This is a genomic window from Acidovorax sp. FG60 (assembly GCF_057808995.1).
The window spans coordinates 277,536-300,606 of the sequence record NZ_JBMDJC010000001.1 but is presented as its reverse complement, the minus strand read 5'-3'; the positions used below and the strand labels follow the sequence as shown (position 1 = coordinate 300,606).

Genomic DNA, 23,071 nt, shown 5'->3' with positions numbered 1-23,071 from the left:
GCGCTTGGCTTGGGACCGGCTTTGTGGGCACTGGCGTGGTGGCCAGCTCCGAACCCCGCAGATTGCGCGGGCACAAAAAACCGGGCGTCAAGAAACTTGGGCCCGGTGATTGATTCTACCCGCCTGCCTGGCAGACCCTATAACCGTGCGGGTATGACCGTTATCACCGATGTCATCGGCAGGTGGACTGCGCAGCCGCCAGGACGCTGCCCTGGGCGTCCTGCACCCAGCCCACCAAACGCAGCCGCTCGGCCTGTGCGCCTTCCGGGATGCGCATGGACCGGGTTTCCATCCATTTCATTTGCTCTTTTTTTGATAGCTTTTCGCGCTTTTCCCACGTGCCGTGGAGCATGTTTCGAACCATATTTCGTGCCACTTTCGTGCCTTCGGTGCCTGCAGGCACGGATTCGACAAGCAGCAGGTAAAAGTCCATGGCTCCGGGCGTTGCGACGTTGCGCTGCACGGGCGTGAACGCGATGGCCGCGCCCAGGTAGTCGTTAAACGGCATGCCGTGGGCCACGCGCAGGCGGGCGGGCGTGGCGGCCTCGATGGCCGCAGTGTGGACATCGGTGGTGACAGGGGGCTTGCGGCCCAGGGTCTGCAGGCGGGCCAGGGCGTCGTTGGTGGCGGCGGCCGACAAGGGCGCTTCGTCACCGGCCTTGCCCGGCACGATCCAGTCCAGCACCGCCACGCCCGCCGTGGCAGAGGGCGCGGGGGTGGCCGCATCGCTCCAGCAGGCTTCGCAGTCGGCACTGATGAAGCGCTCGAAAATGGCCACGGGATGTGGGATGCCGTCACTGCTGCAGCTGGCCTGGGCCAGCGCTGAGGCTGTGTAAGTGAGGACTAGGACGCTGGCCAGGGTGCGGGCAATGTTTTTCATGGTCGGGCGGGGGAGGGTGCCGGGGCGCTTTCTACAATGGCCGCATGTTCCCACAAGACCCGTTCCCGGGTGCACCCGAAGCCTTGGTGCCCCCACACGCTGCTGCGGCCTCGGCTGCATCGCCCCTCCTGGCCAATCTGAACGACGAGCAACTGGCGGCCGTCACGCTGCCCGCAGGCCACGCACTGATACTGGCGGGCGCAGGCTCGGGCAAGACGCGTGTGCTCACCACCCGCATTGCCTGGCTGCTGCAAAACGGCTATGCCACGCCCGGTGGCATTCTGGCTGTCACTTTCACGAACAAGGCCGCCAAGGAGATGGTGGCCCGGTTATCCGCCATGCTGCCGGTGAACGTGCGTGGCATGTGGATCGGCACCTTCCACGGCCTGTGCAACCGCCTTTTGCGCGCGCACCACAAGGCGGCGGGCCTGTCGCAATCCTTTCAAATTCTGGATACGCAAGACCAGCTCTCGGCCATCAAGCGCCTGTGCAAGCAGCACAACGTGGACGACGAGCGTTTTCCGCCCAAACAGCTGGCGTATTTCATTGCCAATTGCAAGGAAGAAGGCCTGCGCCCCGCCAACGTGGAGGCGCACGACAGCGACTCGCGCAAGAAGGTCGAGATTTACCAGCTGTACGAAGAACAATGCCAGCGCGAAGGCGTGGTGGACTTTGGCGAGCTGATGCTGCGCAGCTACGAGCTGCTGCGCGACAACGACCCGATCCGCGAGCACTACCAGCGCCGGTTTCAGCACATCCTGGTGGACGAGTTTCAGGACACCAACAAGCTGCAGTACGCCTGGCTCAAGCAGCTGGCGGGCAACGAGGTGGGCGGGCGCTTTGAGGCGCGCGGCAGCGTGATTGCCGTGGGCGACGACGACCAGAGCATCTACGCCTTTCGCGGTGCGCGCGTGGGCAACATGACCGACTTTGTGCGCGAGTTTGATGTGCAGCGCCAGATCAAGCTGGAGCAGAACTACCGCAGCTACAGCAACATTCTTGATTCGGCCAACGCCCTCATCAGCCACAACAGCCGCCGCCTGGGCAAGAACCTGCGCACCACACAGGGCGCGGGCGAGCCCGTGCGCGTGTACGAAGCCAGCTCTGACCTGGCGGAGGCGCAGTGGATGGTCGATGAGATCAAGCAACTCGTGCGCAACGACGGCTTTGAGCGCAAGGAAATCGCCGTGCTCTACCGCAGCAATGCGCAAAGCCGGGTGATCGAATCGGCGCTGTTCAATGCCAGTGTGCCCTACCGCGTGTACGGTGGACTGCGGTTTTTTGAGCGTGCCGAAATCAAGCACGCGCTGGCCTACCTGCGCCTCTTGGAGAACCCATACGACGACACCAGCTTCACGCGCGTCGTCAACTTTCCGCCGCGTGGCATTGGCGCGCGCAGCATCGAAGTGCTGCAGGACGCGGCCCGCGCCGCAGGTTGCTCGCTGCACGACGCGGTGAGCGCCGTGCCCGGCAAGGCGGGCGCCAACCTGGGCGCGTTCGTCGCCATGGTCGATGTGCTGCGCGAGCAGACCCAAGGCCTGAACCTGCGCGGCATCATCGAGCAGATGCTCGAATCCACGGGCTTGGTGGAGCACTTCCGCACGGAGAAGGAAGGTGCCGACCGCATCGAGAACTTGCAGGAACTGGTCAACGCTGCCGAGAGCTTTGTCACGCAGGAAGGATTTGGCCGCGACGCCGTGGCCCTGCCGCTAGACGAACATGGCACACCGCTCACGCAAAGCGCCCAAAGCCCGGTTAGCCAGGGGTTGGACCCCAATGCGCCGGTGCTGGACGAACCCCTGAAACCCGCCGTGCCGGGTATCGTGGACGCCGACACCGGCGAAACCCTCTCGCCCCTGGCCGCCTTCCTGACCCACGCCGCGCTCGAAGCGGGCGACAACCAGGCCCAGGCTGGCCAAGACGCCGTGCAACTGATGACCGTGCACGCCAGCAAGGGCCTGGAGTTTGACGGTGTGTTCATCGGCGGCATGGAAGAGGGCCTGTTCCCCCACGAAAACTCCGCCAGCGAGCGCGATGGCCTGGAGGAAGAGCGCCGACTGATGTATGTGGCCATCACCCGCGCCCGCAAGCGCCTGTACCTGAGCCACTCGCAAACGCGCATGCTGCATGGGCAGACGCGCTACAACATCAAGAGCCGCTTTTTTGACGAGCTGCCCGAAAGCGCGCTCAAGTGGATTACGCCCAAGCAGCAAGGGTTTGGATCGTATGCTCCTAATTCAGGAGCTGGTAGCGCTTATCCATCAAGCGCTAGAGGCCAATTTGGCTTTAAATCCGAGACATTCGCCAGCCCACCGGTGCCCGTGCAAAAGACCGCGCCGTCCCACGGCCTGCGCGCAGGCATCAACGTGTTCCACACCAAGTTCGGCGAAGGCAAGGTGCTGGCCATCGAGGGCACGGGCGACGACGCGCGTGCGCAGGTCAACTTCCCGCGCCATGGCACCAAGTGGCTGGCGCTCAGCGTGGCCAAGTTGACGGTGGTGGATTGACGCTAAGGTGATCGTTTTTGTCGGCAGGTTTATGCGCTTGCATTTTCGTCCGCGCGTGCTCGGCATCGCCTTGACCGTGGTGGCTTGCGCGTCGTTGGCACTCTGGGTGAGTGCATGGCTCTTTCTCATCTCCCAAGAGGACTTCACGCCTAAGCGGGGCACGCTCACCTATTACCTCGGGATTTCTTCGCTGGTGCGCGGCGCTCCTGCGGTGGGGGTTGCGACGGAGCCGGAGTACTTTGGAACAGTGGGTGACGGCAACAAGCAACCACGCTCGGAGGTGTCGTTTGAAGTTTCTCGCAACGATATGGGCCGGGCTGTGGTTGCCGTCAACGCCTACCTGCTGCAAAACGGCCTGCAAGAGCGTGCGTTGGAGCCATCGGAACTGGAGGCTGTGCAAGCGCACAACGGCTACTTTGTGCGTTATGCCGAATACGCGTCTGTAGCGGACGGGGTTGTTGCTGTGACGGTGCAGCCGGTACGCCCAGGGGTGTTGTATAGCGTCACGGTCAGCCATTACGAGTGACTGGACCAAGGTGCCGGGTGCCCGGTGCGTGGCAATGGTTTGCTGGGTGCTCTTAAGCCACAGCAAGCTCACCCACCGTCGCTTCCGCCAGCGCCACCGCATCTGCCCCCGCCGCATACCGCAGGCGGTCTGACGCATCGTTCACCGCCGCCCACACACCCTCGGCCACATCCTGTTCGGTCGTCACGGCGGCTGGCTGCCCCAGGGCTGCAAAGATTGACTGGGCGTAGGGAGCGTAGGCAGGCGGGATCAACCCCTGCATGCGCTCCGCGCCGTTGGCGGTGAACTGGGTGGTGGGCGCGTAGCCGGGCTCGACGAGTTTCACGCGGACGCCAAACGCCGCCAGTTCAAAGGCCAGCGACGCGGTGAACCCCTCGATGGCCGTCTTGCTGGCGGTGTACGCCGCCACCAGCGGCATGGGCGCCAGGGTGGCGCTGGAGGTGACGTTGACCACCAGGCCCGCACCGCGCTCGCGCATCTGCGGCAACACAGCCTGGGTCATCGCCATTGCGCCGAAGGTGTTGGTGTCGAAGATGTCACGCACCGTGGTCATGGGCGTGGCCTCAAAGGCGCCGAACAGCCCCAGGCCCGCGTTGTTCACCAGTACGTCGATGGGGCCTGCGGTCTGCAGTGCCTGGGCGATGCTGTCGGGCTGCGTGACGTTCAGCGGCAGGACCCGCAGGCGGTCTGATGCTGGCAACACGTCAGCGCGCGGGGTGCGCATGGTGGCGATCACGTTCCAGCCCTGGGCGTGAAAGTGGCGGGCGGTGGCCAGGCCGTAGCCAGACGAGCAGCCGGTGATGAGAATGGTCTTCATGGTGAAACTCCTTGGGGATGGTGGATGGGAACAGATGGAAGGTGGTGCAACGATATCGTGCCAAGGCTGGATTAACTACAATCAAACGTCCAATTTTTGTTTGTAGGAGTCCGGCGGTGGTGGATCCCCTTGCCCAAGTGATTGCGCTGCTGCGGCCGCGCGCCGTGTTCTCCAAGGTGATCAGCGGCGCGGGCGCCTGGGCCGTGCGTTATGGGGAGTTCGGCAGTCCGAGCTTTTGCACCATGCTGGAAGGCCAGTGTCTGCTGGCCGTGGCGGGGCAAGAGCCGGTGACGCTGGAGGCGGGCGACTTTGTGCTGATGCCCGCGACGCCGGGGTTCACCTTGTCGGGCATGGAGCAGCCACCGGCGCAGCCGGTGTTCATGGACCCCCACCGTTTGCCAGCGCCCGATGGCGAGCACGGGCTGCGCCATGGCACGCCCGACGGCCCGCCGGACATGCGCATGCTGGGCGGCACCTTTGAGTTTGATTCGCCCGACGCCGCGTTGCTGGTGTCGCTGCTGCCGGACCTGCTGCATGTGCGCGGGGTGGCGCGGCTGCCGACCCTGGTGCAACTGGTGCGGCAGGAATGCCTGGCCATGCTGCCCGGCCGAGACCTGGTGCTGGACCGCCTGGTGGAGTTGCTGCTGATCGAGGCCCTGCGGTCGAGCGGCGAGGCGGGTGCGCCCCCCGGGCTGCTGCGCGGCCTGGCAGACGCCCGCGTGGCGGTGGGCCTGCGCCTGATGCACAGCGCGCCAGAGCAGTCGTGGACAGTGGACGCGCTGGCGCGCGAGGCGGCGTTGTCGCGGTCCACATTCTTTGAGCGCTTCTTGCGCGCCGTGGGGGTGCCGCCCATGGAATACCTGCTGGCCTGGCGCATGGCGCTCGCCAAGAAGCTGCTGCGCGGCAGCGACGGCCGCATAGGCATCGACGAAGTGGCCGCGCGTGTGGGCTACAGCTCGGCCAGCACCTTCAGCACCGCGTTCAGCCGCCATGTGGGGCTGGCGCCCGGGCGCTATGCGCGCCAGCCGTAAGCGTGCGGGCGGTTTGCTCAGTTATTTATAGCTACTAGCGCTTTACCAACAAGCGCTAGAGGCATTTTTTGCTTCAATTTTCTACGCTGCCCACACCCAGTGGTTGTCCAGCCGCACCCCTCGCAGGCTGCGGCCATGCGCGTGGCTCACAGGCGCTGCGGCCTGCGCGTTCTGCAGGCTGGCGCCCAAACCGCCCGCCCACAGCGCGCCGCCGTGCACAGCCAGCGGGCAGACGTCGGGCAGCGGCACCAGCCCCCGCCATTCGCCCTGCGGCGTGTACGTGGCAATGCCATTGGCGCGCGGGCAGCTCACGGCCCAACCCGCAGGTGTGGCGGCCATGCTGCCGCCGTAGCCGTGGATGGCCTGCGCAATAGGCCCCGGCGCGGGCACCACCCGCAGAGCGGTGCCGTCGAACAGGGCCAGCACGGGGGCGGCGTCTTTGGCGGTGGTGTCGTCGTGCTCGGCCTGCAGGGCGATGCCCAGAGTCCGGGCATCGGGGCTCCAGGCCAGATGGCGCAGGCTCAATCGTTTGTCTTGCAGGCGCCATTGGCCCAGCAGGCGGCCGGTGTGGCCGTCCAGCCGCACGATGGATGAATCCATGCTTTGCAGGTCACGCTTGACCCGGCCGGTTTCGGGTGCGGTGGGCACGCCGCCGTTGGCAACGATGAGGGTGGGGGCGCCGTTGTGGGTGGTGCGCGTGTCCCAGGTCAGCTCGTGGGCGTCGATGCCGTGGGTGGGCCATTCGGCAGTTTTTTGCAGGGTGCGGGCGTCGCGCATGCCGACCCAGCTGGCGCCGGTTTCTGCATCCGTTTCGGTGGTGAACAAACGGGCCCCGTCTGCGCTGGCGATGACATGGCCGTTGAAGCTGCGCTCACCGTCCTGCCACAGCCATTGCGGCTCGGTGCGTTGGCCGGGCCACCACCGCACCAGCCAGTCGCCGGGGCGGCGGGCGGTGGCCAGCACGGAGCCATCGGGCAGCACAAGAAGGCCGTGGGCGCGGGTGGGGACTTCGAGCGATGCGTGGATCTGCAACGGCTGCCCGGCGCCCGGTTGCGTGGACAGCAGCCCGATGTGAAAGCTGCCCTCGCGCTCCCAGGCGGCAGCCAAGTGCATGGTGCCGTTGTTTCTGGCGAACGCGGAGGTCGGAGCGAACGCCCACGCTCCCAGGCCTGCCAGCGCGGCCAGCCCTGCCAGCGTTTGGCGGCGGTGGAGGTCAATCACCATCGGCGTCAGAAAAACCAATGCTCACCTGCAGCGCCGGTGCCACTTCGGATTCGGCCAGAAACTTCAGCGCCGTCAGGTCCTTGGCCGTCTGCTGGATGGCCGCCTTGTTCTGCAGGCCCGACTTTTGCACCTGGGCCATCGACGCGTCGACCTTGTCAGTGGCCTGGTGCAGTTTGTCGGCCAGCGGGTTCAGGCCCTTGCCGCGCAGGTACATCTCCAGGGGCACCAGGGCCGCGCCAGCGGCGGGGGTGTCGGCGCTGGCGGGCAGGGTGGTCAGGCTGCGCAGGCCGCCCCAGGTGGCCGCCCAGGCCGCCAGCGTGCTGCCGCTGGCGGTGCGGGGGTAGTCCGGTATGCGCGCGCCAGATCCCGATCCAGCCGCGCGCAGCGGTTTGTCCATCTGCGCCCAGCGCAGGCGTTCGATGCCGCCCACCCACTGGTTCACAAACTCACTGATGGCCTGGGTGGACTGCTCCTGCTCGTCCTCGGCGCCCCAGTCGGTGCCTGCGGCGGTGGTGAAGGCGGCTTGCAAGGCGGTGGATTCGCGGGCCACGTCCTGCGCCACTTCGTGTGCGTAGCTGCAGGCAGGGCTGCCGGGCTGCACGGGGCGGGTCCACAGCAGCCATTCCAGCGCGGGCAGGCCCTTGGCGGGGGTGCCGATGCGCTCGAAGGCCTTGGCGCCCTGGGGCTGGGTGACGATGGCTTTTTCGATCAGCGCGGGGCGGGTGGGCGTGAAGTCGATGGCGCGCTGACTGCGGCGGGCGATGACGGGGCCTATCGACACAGCGGTCAACTGCTCCCATGCGCGCGCTGTGGCGTGCCAAGCTGTGCGCGCTGCGGCCAGAGCCGTTTTGCTGTCACTGGCCGGGGCCTGGCACAGTGCAGCCACGGCGGGCGCCAGGGCGCGGGCGCTCTGGTCAAAGTCTTTGGCGCGGGGCAGGGCCCAATGCCCGTAGATGCCCTGCAGCGCGTGTACGGTGTCGTAGAACGGCACGGCATCGCGCTGCCAGGCGGGGGCGGCAGCCGCTGTCTGGGCCTGCGCAGCTACGGGGGGCATTGCGGTTAGCAGCAGGGCGGCAGCAAGGAGGGATGTTTTCATCGCCGGGCCGCCCCAAGGTGAAAACGCGGCACCCTCGGGGGGCAGCGACCCGCGCAGCGGCGGAGCGTGGGGGTCAATACTCATAGCGACTCCACAAATTTCACCAGCGCATCGCGGTCGGCCTTCTTCATTTTCAGTACCTGGTCCTTGGCTGCTTCGGCCTCGCCGCCGTGCCACAGCACCGCCTCCAGCACGCCGCGCGCGCGGCCGTCGTGCAGCAGGCGCGTGTGGCCGTTCACATCCTTGATCAGGCCGGTGCCCCACAGTGCGGGAGTCTTCCACTGGCGGCCGTTGGCGCCAAAGTCGGGCCGGTTGTCGGCCAGGCGTTCGCCCATGTCGTGCAGCAGCAGGTCGGTGTAGGGCCAGATGCGCTGGCCGTTCAGGGCTTTGCTGGTCAGCGTGGGGAAGGGGCCTTCCTTGGTCACGTAGCTGGGCCGGTGGCAGGTGGCGCACTGGGCCTGGGCAAACAAGGCCTGACCGCGTTGCACCTGCACGTCGTTGACGTTACGGCGCGCGGGCGGTGCCAGCGTGGCTTGGTAGAAGATCACGTCGGCGAGGGTCTTGTCGTCGATCTCCACAGCCGGCTGGCCTTGCACGCTGGCGCCCTCCTTGCCACTTTTGCCGCTGGGTGCAGCCAAGCAGTCCTTTTGTGCGGGGGTGCAGGTCTCGTGCGCGAAGTGGCGGGACGTGATGCCCATGTCGCCCAGAAAGGCGCCACCCGTCTGGTGCGCGATGCTGGCCACATTGGCCTTCCAGCCAAATCGCCCTGTCATCATGCTGCCCGAGGGCGCGTCCCACACTTTGTTGGCTTGGCCTTTGATGGGGCCGGGCGCGGCGGCCTGGTCGGCTGCGTTGGCCAGGATGTCGGCCTCGGCAATCGCTTCGAGGAGGCCCACGCCGATGATCTGCGGCGCAATGCGCGGGCTGCTCATCACGTCCGGGTGCATGGGGCCGTAGCCCAGGTCGGCGAAGCCATACACGGGCTTTTGCAGTGTGTAGGGCGTGCCGTCGGCAAACTGGCCTTTGATCGTTTCGTAGCGCAGCGTGACGCGCCCTTCAGGGCTGACGCCCTGGATGGCCGCGTTGTTGAACTGGTCTCCATACACTGGCTCGGGCTGGGGCCCGCCATGCGCGTCTTTGCCGGGGATGGACAGGCGGATCAGCAGGGCCACGGTCGGGTCCTTGGTCTCGCCCAGGCGGTTGAAGATCGCTGGCGGCTCGCCCCGGCCGTCCTGCACGTGGCAGCCACCGCACGAGCGCGCGATGAAGTGCGGGCCCAGGCCATCACGGGCCTTGGTGGATGCAGGGGCCTCGACCCAGTTGCGGCGAAAGAACGAGTTGCCGATGACAAAGCGCGTGCGTTCCTCATCGGTCAGGTTGGCGGCTGGGAACGAGAAGGCATTGCGCCCGGTGGCGAATACGGTGGTCTCGCCGCCGGTTTTTTCGCCCTGCGGGTCGGGTTGGGGGGCCGCCGTCAGCGATGGAATGCCCAGGCTGCCGAAGCCGGCGAGCGCGACGATGGCGGTGCTGGCAGCCGCCAGGCGCACAGCGCGCTGGCGGCGTTTGGCTCGCGAGATCTGCATGTTCAAGGCTGGACCAGCGTCAACTTGGTGATGCCAATGGCGTTGGCGGCAGCGACCAGGTCTTTGCTTTGTTGTGTGAGGCTGTCGATGGTCTTCTGGATGCGCTGGCGGCCTGGGGCGTCCTTGCCGCCGATGATTTCGCGATCGAACGGGGCCTGAATGCCTTCTGCGGCGACCACCGATGCGGCGATCTGCTGCGTGGTCTTGTCGGCCAGCGCGGCGTCCCTGGCGGCCACCAGGTCACGCAGCGAAGGGCCTTGCAGCACCGTGCCGTTGGCCTGCTTGTACTGGCCCAGCCACACGTTCTGGATGCCCAGTGCGTTGGTCACCGCATCGCGATGGGTGTTGTCCGAAAAGCACGAGTGCTCGTCTTCCTGGTCCTGGCTGTTCAGCGCCACTTCCAGCCGTTCGCCGGCCAATTCGCCGCGCGACAGCGAGCCCAGGCCCACCAGCATCTTGCGCACCGATTCCTGGCCACCTTTGACGAAGCGGGCGCGGTAGTTGTTCTTGGCATCTGGCGCCCAGGCCTTCACCAGCGTGGTGAGATCGTCAATGAGCAGATCTGTCACCACGTTCAGGTATTGGCGGCGGCGGTCGGCATTGGGGGCCTTGCCATCCACAAAGTCTTCAAAGCTGCGGTTGCCCGGGCCGGTGTCTGACAGGTCCTGGCCCCACAGGAAGAACTCGATGGCGTGCCATCCCGTGGCAATGTTTTCTTCGCCGCCACGCTCGTTCTGCGCGGACAGGTTCTTCTTGTTGATGGTGAACTTGCGGTTGTTCACCAGCCCGGCGTTGGCCTTGCCTTGCACGCTGTCCACAAACGATTCGTCCATGGGCCAGGCGTTGATGCGGCCTTCCGGGCCGTTGTCGTTGTCAATGGGGCCGCCGTAGAAGCGGAAGGCTTCGGTCTGCCCGTAGAACTCGCGTGCGGCCAACCAGGTCTTGCGGGCTTCGGCCAGCGTTTCTGCAGAGGGCTTGGCGGTGAATGCCAGCACTGCGGCCTGCAGGGCCTTGGCAGCATCCAGCGTGTCTGTGTAGTTGGCATGCACCAGGTGGCCGTAGTGCGCGGCCACCATGTTGGTGTTCACCGCCTGTGCGTTGGCCGACGGGGCCGGCGCACCACCTGCCTGCGCTGCTGCGTTAGTGCCATAGGTGCACAGGGCCAGAGCGGCTACCAGGACCGAGGTCTTCAGAAAGGAATGGGGCATGCAGAGGTCTCCGGGGCAAAGGGGCGCGCAGGCCATGGCATGGAAGGCGGTTGGGCCTGCAAGGGCGCTGCGGTGGTCAACGAAGGGGCCGCACTGGCTGAGGGAGCCTGTGCACCACAAGGTGCGACGGCGTGGCTGGGTGGGCGAAGGCAGGTTTTGATTATACAAATAGTAGTGATTCGTATTTGTGTGTGTCCATCTCTGGTGCGACCACCAGCTTGCAGGGACCGGCTGTCATCAAACCGCCGCAAAAGCTTCACGGCGATGTCACCCACGGTTTCTACGCTCCATGGGTTTTGTAACCAACAACCCGAGGAACCCCATGAACCACCGTGTGGCTGCGCCAGAGCAGGCGATTGACTTCAACAACGAGAACTCCAACACCTCTGCCAACCCCAGCTTTGATGCGGTGCTGGGCGCTCGCCTGTCGCGCCGTGGCCTTCTGCGGGGCAGCGTGGGCACGGTGGGCACCACGGTGCTGGCGGGCTTTGGCGTGTCGGCCTGCGGCGGCAGCGACGACCCTGCAGTGACTCCACCCCCTGCCGGCCCCAAGCTGCTGGGCTTTGGCGCGGTGCCCAAGAGCCTGGCCGACGTGGTGGCCGTGCCTGCAGGCTACACCGCCAGTGTGCTGTTTGCGCTGGGCGACCCCATTGCAGCAGGCGTGGCTGCCTACAAGAACGATGGCACCGATGGTGACTTCGACAAGCGCGGTGGTGACCACCACGACGGCATGGAATGGTTTGGCCTGGGTGCTGACGGCAAGCGCAACGACAACGCCATCGAGCGCGGGCTGCTGGCCATCAACCACGAAGCCACCACCGACGAAAAGCTGTCATCCCACTTCCTGCATGCCAACGGCGGCACGACCACCTTGCCACGCCCTGCGGCCGAAATCGACAAGGAAACGGCGATCCACGGCATTGCCGTGATCGAAGTCGCCAAGTCGGGTGGCAAGTGGGCCTACGTGCAGAACTCTGCGCTCAACTTCCGCCTCACGGCACTGAGCCCCATCGAGATCTCGGGCCCTGCGCGTGGCAATGCGCAGATGATCACCAAGTTCTCCCCCACGGGCACCACCACACGCGGCACGCTGAACAACTGCGGCACGGGCAAGACGCCTTGGGGCACGTTCCTCACCGGTGAGGAAAACTGGTTTGGCTACTTCACGCGTGGCGCTGCCGACGATGCCGCACGCGGCAACGACAAGAGCGTCACGGCCCTCAAGCGCTATGGCCGCAACCAGGGTGCTGCATCGCGCCACGGCTGGGAGAGTGGCGGCGCCGCCGACCAGTACCAGCGCTGGAACAACAGCAAGACCGGCACCTCGGTGGACGGCAGCGACGACTACCGCAACGAGATGAATGGCATGGGCTACATCGTCGAGATCGATGCCTACGACAAGACCCGCATGGCCAAGAAGCGCACGGGCCTGGGCCGCTTTGCGCACGAAAGCGCGGCGTTTGGCAAGGTTGAGGCAGGCAAGCCGCTGTCGGTGTACATGGGTGACGATTCGCGCGGCGAATACATCTACAAGTTTGTGTCCACCGCGCTGTGGAATGCCGCCGATGCCAATGCCGCCGACCGCATGGCCGTGGGCGACAAGTACCTGGACAGCGGCAAGCTGTATGTGGCCAAGTTCAATGCCGATGGCACGGGCACCTGGGTCGAGCTGGCGCTGGCCAACACCGCCATCAGCGGCTATGCAGCCTACAAGTTTGCCGATGCAGCCGACATCGCCATCAACACCCGTCTGGCGGCGGATGCCGTGGGCGCCACCAAGATGGACCGCCCCGAATGGAACGCCGTGAACCCCGCCAACGGCGAGATCTATTTCACGCTGACCAACAACAGCAACCGCAGTGTGAACCCCACGGGTAGCCAGTACCTGCCAGACGCCGCCAACCCGCGTGCCTACACCGACATGAAGGGCACCTCGGCACAGACCGGCAACCCCAATGGCCACCTGGTGCGCATGAAGGAAGGCGCCTCGGTCTCGGCCTTTACCTGGGACGTGTACCTGTTCGGCGCCGAAGCCGGGGCCGACAAGGCGCTGGTCAACATCTCGTCGCTGACTGCTGACCAGGACTTCTCCAGCCCCGATGGCCTGGCCTTCAGCAAGGCCACCGGCATCTGCTGGATCCAGACGGACGACGGCGCCTACACCGACGTGACCAACTGCATGATGCTGGCCGCTGTGCCCGGCCAGGTGGGTGACGGCGGCAAGAAGACGCTGAGCTACACCAAGACCGACGGCACCAAGCTGGACATCGTGACCCCCGTGGGCAAGGCTGCCACTGAAAGCACGCTCAAGCGTTTCCTGGTCGGCCCCAAGGGCAGCGAAATCACCGGGGTGGCCGAAACGCCCGACGGCAAGGCCATTTTCGTGAACATTCAGCACCCCGGTGAAGGCACCGCCTTGGCCAATGTGGGCGACGCCACCAAGTACCAGAGCCAGTGGCCCGCCAACGCAGGTTACGGCGCAGGCAAGCGCCCCCGCTCTGCCACCATCGTGATCACCAAGAACGACGGCGGCGTGATCGGGACCTGATCCCCCGTTAGTTCGTTTTTTGACCGACCCGGCCCGCTGGCCAGAGGGTTGCCACCAACAGGGCAAACCACTGGCCGGCGGGCCTTGTCCGTTGCGGTGGGCGCGTTGCCAGGGGTGTGGTCGGCGGGTCAGTAGGTGCTGGTGTCGCCGGGGGGCGGTGGCACGGCGCGGGTGGGGGCGGGGGGGGCTGGCGGCGTGGTTCCTGGTGTTGTGCCGCCGGGCGCTGGGTAGTTCATCTGCCCGCTGCCGTCTTTGGTGCCCTTGCGCCCGGCAATCTGCCAGGCCGTGCGCTGGCCGATGAGGCCGGCCAGAAACTCCAGCTCTTCGTCGGTGTGGTTGATGGCACCAGCAGGGGTCAGAAGGCGGCCGTCGCGCGGCGCAGGCTCGGCCCAGAACGACTGGTGGTAGACCGACTGGCTGACCACGCTTTCGTTGCCAGCGGCCAGGTCCACCGTTCCATAACAATTGCAGAAATAGCCCCGGTGGTCCAGCTCGGGGAACACCTCGGCATACACACCCGTGCCCCGGATACCCGCCGTGGCGGTGGGCAGGATCACCTGCCGGTCGGTGCCTTGCCCCCACACGCTCGCCACCGCGCCGGTCAGCACCCGCAGCACCTTGACGGCGGTCGGCGTGTCTCCCTCCAGCGCCAGGCGTGTGTTCTGCCGCACCATGAAAGCGCTGTTGCCCACGGCAAAGACGGCAGTGGAGCCCGGCCCCGTTTCGATGCGGTCACCGGCGGCGATGCTGCCCTGTGCCGTCAGCGCCTGCCCATTGCGCAGCACATCCCCGCGCACTTCGACGATGTTGCTGCCCGATTGCGCCTGCGCGGCCATCCACCCGCCAGCGGCCACCCACGCGGCGGCTGCCTGCAACAGGCTGCGCCGCCGGTGCCAGAGAAGCTCGTTGTCAGTCCGGCCCAGGAGCAGGGGAGTCGGGTGGTGGTGTGTCATGGGGCGGCTCGGGTTCTGGGGTGGAAGGGGGCTCGTAGCTGTCACGGAAGGTGAACACCACCGACGTGAAGAACATCGCCGCCATCATCAACGCGGCACCCACCATGATGCCGCCAGCCGCCGATGCCGCAAGTCCCGCCGTAGCCAGCAGTGCCGACACCAGCGCCACCACCAGCCCCCCCAGCAGAAACACGCCCAGCCAGCCCAGCCCATAGACCAGGAATGCGCTGAAGTTGCGCACACAGGCCACGATGCTGAAGAACAGCGCCTTGACCGGCGGCACGCCATGCCAGTGCACCAGCCCCGGGGCGTGCCAGAACAGCAGCGACAGCGGCAGGTACAGCACCATGGAGAGCCACATCGCGCTCTGGAACGCCGGGTCTTCGGCCACTTCCTTGCTGAGCTGGGCACCGCCCAGGTACACCTTGGCGAACTGCCCGCCGTCGATCAGGGCCGACAGGCCCATCACCGCCAGAAAGCAAGCCGCATACAGGGCGCCCAGCACCAGCATGTCACGCAGCCGCTGCTGCCCGGTACGAAACGCCACCAGCAGCACGGCCGGTGTGGGAAACCGCCCCTGCGAGGCTTGCGCTGCCGCCACCATCATGGCCAGGGTGGCCGATGGCAGCAGCATCAGCGCCACCGCAGGGCCGACCAGTGGAATCATGGAGGCCAGCGACATGGACGCCATGGTCATGAAAAACAGCGCTGCCAATGCCATGGGCTGCTTCCAGAACGTCCGTATACCAAGCTTGACCCAGGTCATGCCAGTGCGGGCGGGGACGATGTGGAGTTTCATGAAGGTGCTGCTGAAGAAAGGTGGGGCCTGCGCCCGGGCATTGCCGGCAGCCAGAAGGCCGCCCATGGCAGTGCAATAGCTTGGAATTTACCCCAGCGGCCCATTCCGGCCACTGCACAAGGGCTCAGGCGTGCACTGGGTGTGCAAGGCGAGCACGCAAGACGCGCTCGAAATGGGTGGGGTCGTGCGGCGTGAGCATCGAGGCCTCGCGCGGCAGGTAAAAGTCCCACAGGCGCGAGATCCAGAACCGCAAGGCACCGGCGCGCAGCATGGCAGGCAGCAGTTCGCGTTCGGCCGCGTTGAGCGGGCGCACTGCTTGGTAGGCGTCCAGCATGCGGGTGGCGCGCTCGGCGTCGTGCGCGCCGGTGGCCAGGTCGATGCACCAGTCGTTCAGGCACACCGCCAGGTCAAACAGCCAGGTGTCCACGCCCGCAAAGTAGAAGTCGAAGAAACCCGTGAGCTCCTCGCCATCGAACATCACGTTGTCGCGGAACAGGTCGGCGTGCACGGGGCCCCTGGGCAGTGCGGCATACGCGGCGCTGGCCGCCACATGGTTCTGGTAGGCCAGCTCGGACCGCAGCAGGGCGGCCTGGGCCGAATCGATGTGGGGCAGCACCACGGGTACGGTTTCGTTCCACCAGGGCAGGCCGCGCAAGTTGGGCTGGTGCCGGTCAAACCCACGCCCCGCCAGGTGCATGCGGGCCAGCATGGTGCCCACGGCCGCGCAGTGCACGCCCTGGGGTGCGAGCTGGCTTTTGCCGCGCAGCTTGTTCACCACCGCAGCGGGTTTGCCACACACGGTGTGCAGGATGTCGCCGTTCTTGTCAGCACGCGGGTCGGGTACGGGCACGCCGCCGTGCGCCAGGTGTTTCATCAAGTACAGATAGAACGGCAGCTGTGCCGCCGTGAGGCGCTCGAACAGCGTGAGCACGAACTCGCCCTGGTCGCTGGTCAGAAAGTAGTTGGTGTTCTCGATGCCACCCTCAATGCCGCGCAGCTCTACCAGCTCACCCAGTTGCAAACGGCGCAGCAGCTCGCGCGCCTCGGTGTTGGAGACTTCGGTAAAAACGGCCATCGCTCAGGGGGTTACAAAGAAATGAAAAACTGGCAGAAGAAGGGCAGGGCGTGCAGCGGCTTCATGGGGGCCGCGCGGTGGCGCTGCCAAATACCGCAGTCGCCGCAGGGGCCTCAGAACTTCAGCACGTTCCAGACACGCGGGGCGGTGGTGGTCTCGGCGCCGCTGTTGCTGCCTGCGCGGCTGCGTGCGCCATCGGGCGACTGCACTTCATAGCCGGGCATGTTGCCGGTCTTGGGCTGCACCGAAATCGTCTGTGTTTGCCCGCCCACACGCAGCTCATCAACGCGGCTGCCCGCGTCTTCCACCTGGATGCGCTCGGTACGCTGGTTGGTGCGGCCTGCAGGTTGCTCTTGATTTGAGAGCGCTTCGCGCTTGTCCGTCGTGCCCTGAGGGGCATTTTGGCTTGGGTTTTGGGCCAGGGCGGTGCCGGAGGCAATGCCCAGCAGCAAAAGGAGGTAGAGAGCGCGCATCGGGCGATTGTAGAGCGCTGCCTGGGTGGAGTCCGGCCGTGCACAATCCGTGCATGACTGACAAAAAGACCCTGGTGCTGGTGGACGGCTCCAGCTACCTCTACCGCGCCTTCCATGCCATGCCCGACCTGCGGGCGGTGCCGGGCGACCCCACAAGCCCTGCCACCGGTGCCATTCGCGGCATGATCAACATGATGCAGGCCCTGCGCAAAGAGGTGACTGCCGACTACGCCGTCTGCGTGTTCGACGCCAGCGGCCCCACCTTCCGCGACGCCCTGTACACCGAATACAAGGCCACGCGCTCGCCCATGCCCGACGACCTGCGCAGCCAGATCGAGCCCATCCACCAGGTGGTGGACCTGCTGGGCTGGAAGGTAGTGGCCGTGCCCGGCGTGGAGGCCGACGATGTGATCGCCACCTTGGCCCACGTGGCGGCCGCACAGGGCATTGAGGTCATTGTGTCCAGCGGCGACAAAGACTTGAGCCAGCTGGTCAACGAGCACATCACCATCATCGACACCATGAGCGGAAAGCGCCGCGACGTGGCAGGCGTGACGGCCGAGTTTGGCGTGCCGCCTGCGCTGATGGTGGACTACCAGGCCCTGGTGGGCGACACCGTGGACAACGTGCCCGGCGTTACCAAGGTGGGGCCCAAGACGGCAGCCAAGTGGCTGGAGGAATATGGCTCGCTCGACAACCTGATTGCCAACGCCGACGCCATCAAGGGCGTGGCGGGCAACAACCTGCGCGAGGCCATTGCCAGCGGCCAGCTGGCCTTGAGCCGCCAGCTCGTCACCATGAAGACCGACTGCGCGCTGGCCGATTACATCCCCGGCCTGCCTGGGTTTGATGACATCACGCTCGACGCGCCAGACAACGCCGGCCTGCTGCCGTTTTACGAACAATACGGCTTCAAGGGCCTGGCCGCTGCCATCAAGGGTGCAGCCGCCCCAGCGGCTACAGCCCCCACCGTCGCCATGCCCGGCCAGAGCGGCGATCTGTTTGCCGACCACTCCGCCAGCACCGTGGCCGAAGAAGCCCAGCACCGCACCGTGGTGTACGACACCATCCTGAACTGGGCGGACTTTGACCAGTGGCTGGAGCGCCTGCACAAAGCCCCACTCGCGGCCATCGACACCGAGACCGACTCCCTCGACGAAATGCGTGCGCAAATCGTCGGCATCTCTTTCAGCGTACAGCCCGGCGAGGCTGCCTACATCCCCCTGCGCCACGAAGGCCCCGACGCGCCCGCGCAACTGCCGCTGGATGATGTGCTCGCCCGCCTCAAGCCCTGGTTGGAAAACCCCAAGCACCATAAGCTGGGTCAGCACATCAAGTACGACCGCCATGTGTTTGCCAACCACGGCATCGAGGTGCAGGGCTACGCGCACGACACCATGCTGCAAAGCTACGTGCTGGAAGTGCACAAGCCCCACAACCTGACCAGCCTGGCCGAGCGCCACACCGGCCGCAAAGGCATCACCTACGAAGACCTGTGCGGCAAAGGCGCGCACCAGATCCCGTTTGCGCAAGTGCCGGTGGACAAAGCAGCCGCCTACTCGTGTGAAGACTCCGACCAGACCCTGGACGTGCATAACGCCTTGTGGCCCCTGCTGCAGGCCGATGACAAACTGCGCTTCATCTACGAGCTGGAGATGCAAAGTAGCGAGGCCCTGTACCGCATCGAACGCAACGGCGTGCTGATCGACGCGCCCACGCTGGCCGCACAAAGCCACGAGCTGGGCCAGCGCATCCTGCAGCTCGAAACCGAGGCGTACGAAATTGCGGGCCAGCCCTTCAACCTGAGCAGCCCCAAGCAACTGGGCGAAATCTTCTTCGACAAGCTGGGCATGCCCGTGGTGAAGAAGACCGCCACCGGCGCCCGCAGCACCGACGAAGAAGTGCTGGAAAAGCTGGCCGAGGACTACCCCCTGCCCGCCAAGCTGCTGGAGCACCGGTCGTTGAGCAAGCTCAAAGGCACCTACACCGACAAGCTGGCGCAACTGGCCCTGCCACGTACAGGCCGCGTGCACACGCACTACGCGCAGGCTGTGGCGGTGACCGGGCGCTTGTCCAGCAACGACCCCAACCTGCAGAACATCCCCATCCGCACGCCCGAAGGCCGCCGCGTGCGTGAGGCCTTCGTGGCCCCCGCAGGCCGCGTGATTGCGAGTGCCGACTACTCGCAGATCGAACTGCGTATCATGGCCCACCTTAGCGGCGATCACTCGCTGCTGCACGCCTTCCACGCCGGGCTGGACGTGCACCGCGCCACCGCCGCCGAGGTGTTCGGGGTGGAAGTGGGCCAGGTCACCAGCGAGCAACGCCGCTACGCCAAGGTCATCAACTTCGGCCTCATTTACGGCATGAGCAGCTTTGGCCTGGCCAAGAACTTGGGCATCGAGACCAAGGCCGCCGCCGCCTACATCGACAAATACTTCCAGCGCTACCCCGGCGTGAAGCAGTACATGGACGACACCAAGGCCGCCGCCAAATCGATGGGCTATGTGGAGACTGTGTTTGGCCGCCGCCTGTACCTGCCCGAAATCAACTCCCCCAACGGCCCCCGCCGCGCAGGCGCCGAGCGTGCCGCCATCAACGCCCCCATGCAAGGTACGGCGGCTGACCTCATCAAGCTGGCCATGGTGGCCGTGCAAAAAGAGCTGGACGCGCACAAGCCGGAGATCCAAATGATCATGCAGGTGCACGACGAACTGGTGTTCGAGCTGCCCGAGAGCGAGGTGGACTGGCTCAAGACCCACATCCCGCGCCTGATGGCGGAGGTGGCGGCGCTGAAGGTGCCGCTACTGGCGGAGGTGGGGGTGGGGGCTAATTGGGATAAGGCGCATTGACCAAGCGACGCAACCGTGACAGGCCAGATTTTCGAGTATTTTTAGCCTCTAGCGCTTATATGGTAAGCGCTGGTAGCTATCAAATTTGAAGTTGTTTTCCGTGCGACTCCGCTCGCGGCTCGCGCGGCACAAGCGGTGGTCATCGAGTTGCGCCATCTGCATTGCCATGGCGCTCGACGCGAACTTGTGATTTGCGGGTACCGCTGGTAAGCGTCTGCAGATTGCCGTTTATTCCTTATCGTTTTCGGTCAGTTCCATCTGAGCAACTTGAACGGGCTCCATGAAAGACTTCAAAGACTCTTTCTGTTCGAGGAGGAAAGGGGCATCTTTAACCTTTTTGTGAAGGTTCAATAGCCGCTTCTCTGCACGAACCAATATGGTGTCATAGAGCATGGGATGGATGGTCACTGAGTCACCTTGCGCCATAGGCTCGGCTTCGCCGCTTTCGATCTTGTCTCCCAGCAGGAATCCGTCGACCTTGGTAATGGGCTTTAGATAGCCTCGGGCGCGAAGCTCCTTGACGTACTTCCAAACCTGCCCCTTTTCTTTGCTTCCAAGTGCCAGGCCGGTGGTCTTGAGGTCGATGATTACAAGATGTGCCACTCCGTCCTCGTCATGAGACTCGTCATAAGAAGGACGGGCATAGAAGCCTACGCTGGAATCGGGAAGGGCAACGAAGTCAGGCCGATTGCGGGTGCCTTTTCCTGCCTTGTCCTTAAAAATTGACTTGATGACTTGGGTCATCCCCACGTTGGACGTGAAATCAATGGATTCGAACTGGGCACCAAACATCCACAAGCCACGTTCAAAGAGGGGCTGAAGCTCATGGACTTCATCAATCCCAACCTTCTGAAGTTTGATCCTAAGTTCGCTGATGAGCCTCAATCGGTTCTGAATCTCGTCCAGCACCAGCTTTGCCATTCCAATGGTCCACTCGGTCAAAATTTCATGTAACTTGTCGTAGTCGTCAGGTTCGCACTTGTGAAGGATATCCAAGAGGCCATAGCGGGACTTTGATTGCTCAAGCTTTGCGAGGAGGGTTGTCAGTTGGACGATCTCCGTTTCACCGAAGTTGGGGCAGGTATCAACAACCTCATCAACGAAGTCGGTCACTCGCTCTTTGCTGATGGGTGAGAGCTTGTTGATGGAGTTGCCCACCTTCTCCTTAACTGCCGCTTTCGTGGTGGCTCGCTCTTCCTTGCTGGTGCTGTCAATGATCTGGCAAATGCGTTCTTGGACTGCGGCCCTAGTCTTGAACCAAACTGCACTGTCTTCCTTGAACCCGCTCCAGTCTTCTCTGACTGCATCGTGTTCAATCAAGAAGTCGGCCTTTACGATGAAGGTGAACCGCTTGGCCTCGGTAGTCCGTCCATCAAGAATTCGGCTGTAGTCGCTCGCGCTCCAGTCGCACTGGCCTACTGCTCTGTCTTGGACCCACCAAGCGATGCCATGCTGCTTGGTTGTCTTGTCGGCCTTCTTGGTGTCGATGTGTAGGATGGTGACGACTCCCAAGCCCTGAACTTCGACCTCTGCCTTGCTGAGATAGTCGGGGATGTCGTTGAAGGTGATTGCTCGGCCTCCGACATACACCTTGAAAGCTGGGTTGGCTAGGAAGCGGCTTCCAAGTAACTCTCTCGCCTTCTCCTCGGTAAACTGGAGATAGGGGATATCCCCGGTCCCATGGATGGTCGTCCCGTGGCCCTTCACACCTTCAGCGGTGAAGGACACTTCCTCAAGTACAAGGGGCCGCGTGGATGTTCTGCTGACCTTGCAAACGAATTCCTGGCCGTTCTTCCTGGAAGTAATTAGGTATTCACTGGCAAAGCAGAAGCTGGCAAAGCGACCCTTGCCGTTCTTTCCGAAAACTGCTCTTGGAAGCCCTTTGGTATCGGGTGGCGGGTCGCTCTTCGGCCCTTGGGCACTGATGCGGTTGTAGTCCCAAGTGCGCCAAATGAAGGCGAACTCTTCGCGAGTCATCCCTTTGCCGTTGTCAACGATCTTGAAGTGCTTTCCCTGCTTCCTATCGGGAAGAGTGATTTGAACGTCTGTGGCGTAGGCATCCCAGCAGTTCGCAACCAGTTCAACTATCGCCGTTGATGGGTCGGTGATGATGCTTCCAGCATATTTGTTCAAGAATCTCTCGTCGTAGAGATAGGACAAATCTTCTAGTAGTGACGCCTGTTCCACAATACCCCCCGGTTTTGAAAATATGCCTGCTAGATTGACGTCAGCCACCTATTCGTCCGGGCCGCCATAGTCCAGTTCTGCCTCGAAGCGCTCAATGGAATAGTTGCCGTCAGCAATCTCAATTTCAGTTTGCCAATCGCTTGGTAGCGTCTCCAAGCGTACATCTGAACAGGTTAGATAGACATCAACATCGATTTCATCCTGAGTGGTGAAAATTTGTGAGCCGAGGCTCAACTCTTCTCTATCGATTGAATCCCACGCAAAGAATTCGACGGATATATGCACGTTTACCGTGAGCGACACCGTTAGCTCGACAACCCACGTAGTGGGCTCGCCTTTCACAGACCAAACGTTGATTTCGCCATCAATGCGCTGCTCGGCAATGTCCGCGTCGTAGAACTCTGGCTCGACGCGATGTGCTGATCCGGTATAAATCTCCGAGCTGTCCCATTGCGAGTTGGCAACGTGCCGATTGAGTTCTTGCACGAGATCTGAGCCCAGCGGTGAGTCGAGGTCTTTCACTGCAGCGGCGATCTTTCCCTTGACTGCTTGCGCGTGTTCATTGGTCGCAGCGAATAGAGTGGCCAACTCGTCTATTGAGCCGACGCAGTACAGCTTCTCCGAATTTTCAGCATACTGCTTCCACCCTTTGTCATCCGAGGCAATGATGCCGATGGTGTCGTTGTCCTCGGCGTACTGCTCAAGCAGCCATAGGCACATTGCGTCAGGAAACTCTGCTTTCTTCCTCTGGCTCAGCCCGAATGGTGGTCTTTGAGCAAAGTAGTTAGCGAACAAACTTGCCACAGCGTCCGCACCTGCAGTAGGCAATACGCCACCACGGCACCGCGCCGCGTAGTCGTGAACTTCCTTAGTAAATTGCTTATCCGCCAACTCGATCGCGTTCAACTGATCTATTGAACTGTGGACCACTGAAGTATCAATCGTCGTCAGCCGCTGAAGGTCGTCAGTCGCGTGCTTGAGTACCGAGTGAGCCTTGAGCACAGAATCCATTCGATGCTTCACGATCTCGCTAACCACGATCTCCGGCAGCTGAATCCCTATCGACTCGGGCAATTGCCTAGGGAGCTGGTGCAGTGCGCCTTGCTTGAAGTTGTACCCCGCTGCCTGAATGAGATTCGTGTCAATCGAAAAAAATGTCGCGTTTTCCCAGGCCTGGGCAGGAGAAAGTAGTTCTTTTGGCATACCGGATTCTCACATCCATGATGATCTTTTGAATGTGCTCATTTGCACATTGAAGTCAGCGGTACACGTGGGTGCTATCTGCTTCCGGCCGTCAGTTTAGGTCGAAAGC

General features: G+C 63.8%; 17 protein-coding genes. 5 read left to right on the top strand and 12 right to left on the bottom strand.

Features of this window, described 5'->3' with window-relative positions; translation table 11 throughout:
- Window positions 1-172: 172 nt before the first annotated feature.
- The gene (locus tag ACODS0_RS01345; protein WP_488832210.1) at window positions 173-880 is read right to left on the bottom strand and encodes a hypothetical protein; all 708 of its coding nucleotides are present in this window, start codon (window positions 878-880) and stop codon (window positions 173-175) included.
- 44 nt (window positions 881-924) lie between these two features.
- On the opposite strand from ACODS0_RS01345, the gene ACODS0_RS01340 reads away from it, so the two are divergent.
- Together ACODS0_RS01340 and ACODS0_RS01335 are read left to right on the top strand one after the other, a co-directional pair.
- Window positions 925-3,387, top strand: coding sequence for a UvrD-helicase domain-containing protein (locus ACODS0_RS01340; protein ID WP_488832208.1), 2,463 nt, complete (start codon window positions 925-927; stop codon window positions 3,385-3,387).
- Between the two features lie 7 nt (window positions 3,388-3,394).
- Complete coding sequence (locus tag ACODS0_RS01335; RefSeq protein WP_487256284.1) at window positions 3,395-3,913, top strand: hypothetical protein; 519 nt, start codon at window positions 3,395-3,397, stop codon at window positions 3,911-3,913.
- Between the two features lie 52 nt (window positions 3,914-3,965).
- On the opposite strand, the gene ACODS0_RS01330 is transcribed toward ACODS0_RS01335, so the two are convergent.
- Window positions 3,966-4,730 carry an SDR family oxidoreductase gene (locus ACODS0_RS01330; RefSeq protein WP_488832206.1) on the bottom strand — a complete coding sequence of 255 codons (765 nt, stop codon included), beginning with the start codon at window positions 4,728-4,730 and terminating at the stop codon, window positions 3,966-3,968.
- Between the two features lie 116 nt (window positions 4,731-4,846).
- Between ACODS0_RS01330 and ACODS0_RS01325 the strand changes: the two genes are divergently transcribed.
- Entirely contained in the window at window positions 4,847-5,761 is a 915-nt protein-coding gene (locus ACODS0_RS01325) for an AraC family transcriptional regulator (RefSeq protein ID WP_488832204.1), read from the top strand.
- An 81-nt stretch (window positions 5,762-5,842) separates the two neighbouring features.
- Here ACODS0_RS01325 and ACODS0_RS01320 read toward each other — a convergent pair whose 3' ends face one another.
- The 4 genes from ACODS0_RS01320 to ACODS0_RS01305 all read right to left on the bottom strand — a co-directional run bounded on the left by ACODS0_RS01320 (window position 5,843) and on the right by ACODS0_RS01305 (window position 10,872).
- Window positions 5,843-6,985, bottom strand: coding sequence for a DUF1513 domain-containing protein (locus ACODS0_RS01320; protein WP_488832202.1), 1,143 nt, complete (start codon window positions 6,983-6,985; stop codon window positions 5,843-5,845).
- Window positions 6,975-8,081, bottom strand: coding sequence for an imelysin family protein (locus tag ACODS0_RS01315; protein WP_488832200.1), 1,107 nt, complete (start codon window positions 8,079-8,081; stop codon window positions 6,975-6,977). The genes ACODS0_RS01320 and ACODS0_RS01315 overlap by 11 nt, the downstream gene beginning before the upstream one ends.
- Window positions 8,082-8,161: 80 nt before the next feature.
- On the bottom strand, window positions 8,162-9,664 hold the full coding sequence (locus tag ACODS0_RS01310; RefSeq protein ID WP_488832197.1) for a di-heme oxidoreductase family protein: 1,503 nt from the start codon (window positions 9,662-9,664) through the stop codon (window positions 8,162-8,164).
- A gap of 2 nt (window positions 9,665-9,666) precedes the next feature.
- Window positions 9,667-10,872: an imelysin family protein gene (locus tag ACODS0_RS01305; protein WP_488832196.1), complete on the bottom strand. Its 1,206-nt coding sequence runs from the start codon at window positions 10,870-10,872 to the stop codon at window positions 9,667-9,669.
- A gap of 322 nt (window positions 10,873-11,194) precedes the next feature.
- On the opposite strand from ACODS0_RS01305, the gene ACODS0_RS01300 reads away from it, so the two are divergent.
- Window positions 11,195-13,420 carry a PhoX family protein gene (locus tag ACODS0_RS01300; protein ID WP_487256279.1) on the top strand — a complete coding sequence of 742 codons (2,226 nt, stop codon included), beginning with the start codon at window positions 11,195-11,197 and terminating at the stop codon, window positions 13,418-13,420.
- Between the two features lie 128 nt (window positions 13,421-13,548).
- On the opposite strand, the gene ACODS0_RS01295 is transcribed toward ACODS0_RS01300, so the two are convergent.
- The 4 genes from ACODS0_RS01295 to ACODS0_RS01280 all read right to left on the bottom strand — a co-directional run bounded on the left by ACODS0_RS01295 (window position 13,549) and on the right by ACODS0_RS01280 (window position 16,720).
- Window positions 13,549-14,373 carry a FecR family protein gene (locus ACODS0_RS01295; RefSeq protein ID WP_488832194.1) on the bottom strand — a complete coding sequence of 275 codons (825 nt, stop codon included), beginning with the start codon at window positions 14,371-14,373 and terminating at the stop codon, window positions 13,549-13,551.
- On the bottom strand, window positions 14,330-15,172 hold the full coding sequence (locus ACODS0_RS01290) for a BPSS1780 family membrane protein (protein WP_121422818.1): 843 nt from the start codon (window positions 15,170-15,172) through the stop codon (window positions 14,330-14,332). Before ACODS0_RS01290 ends, ACODS0_RS01295 begins: the two co-directional genes overlap by 44 nt.
- A 124-nt stretch (window positions 15,173-15,296) precedes the next feature.
- Window positions 15,297-16,247 (bottom strand): homoserine kinase, encoded by a 951-nt coding sequence (locus tag ACODS0_RS01285; protein WP_121420833.1) that lies wholly within the window; start codon window positions 16,245-16,247, stop codon window positions 15,297-15,299.
- Between the two features lie 113 nt (window positions 16,248-16,360).
- Window positions 16,361-16,720, bottom strand: coding sequence for a hypothetical protein (locus ACODS0_RS01280; RefSeq protein ID WP_121420832.1), 360 nt, complete (start codon window positions 16,718-16,720; stop codon window positions 16,361-16,363).
- Window positions 16,721-16,773: 53 nt separating this feature from the next.
- Here ACODS0_RS01280 and polA point away from each other — a divergent pair, with 53 nt between their 5' ends.
- Window positions 16,774-19,572, top strand: coding sequence for a DNA polymerase I (polA, locus tag ACODS0_RS01275; RefSeq protein WP_488832189.1), 2,799 nt, complete (start codon window positions 16,774-16,776; stop codon window positions 19,570-19,572).
- Window positions 19,573-19,800: 228 nt separating this feature from the next.
- Here the strand turns inward: polA and ACODS0_RS01270 are convergent, their stop codons facing one another.
- A complete protein-coding gene (locus ACODS0_RS01270; RefSeq protein ID WP_488832188.1) occupies window positions 19,801-21,807 on the bottom strand; it encodes an ATP-binding protein in 2,007 nt (668 codons plus the stop codon).
- The gene (locus ACODS0_RS01265; RefSeq protein ID WP_488832186.1) at window positions 21,808-22,962 is read right to left on the bottom strand and encodes a PIN domain-containing protein; all 1,155 of its coding nucleotides are present in this window, start codon (window positions 22,960-22,962) and stop codon (window positions 21,808-21,810) included. It abuts the gene before it with no gap.
- Between the last annotated feature and the right edge of the window lie 109 nt (window positions 22,963-23,071).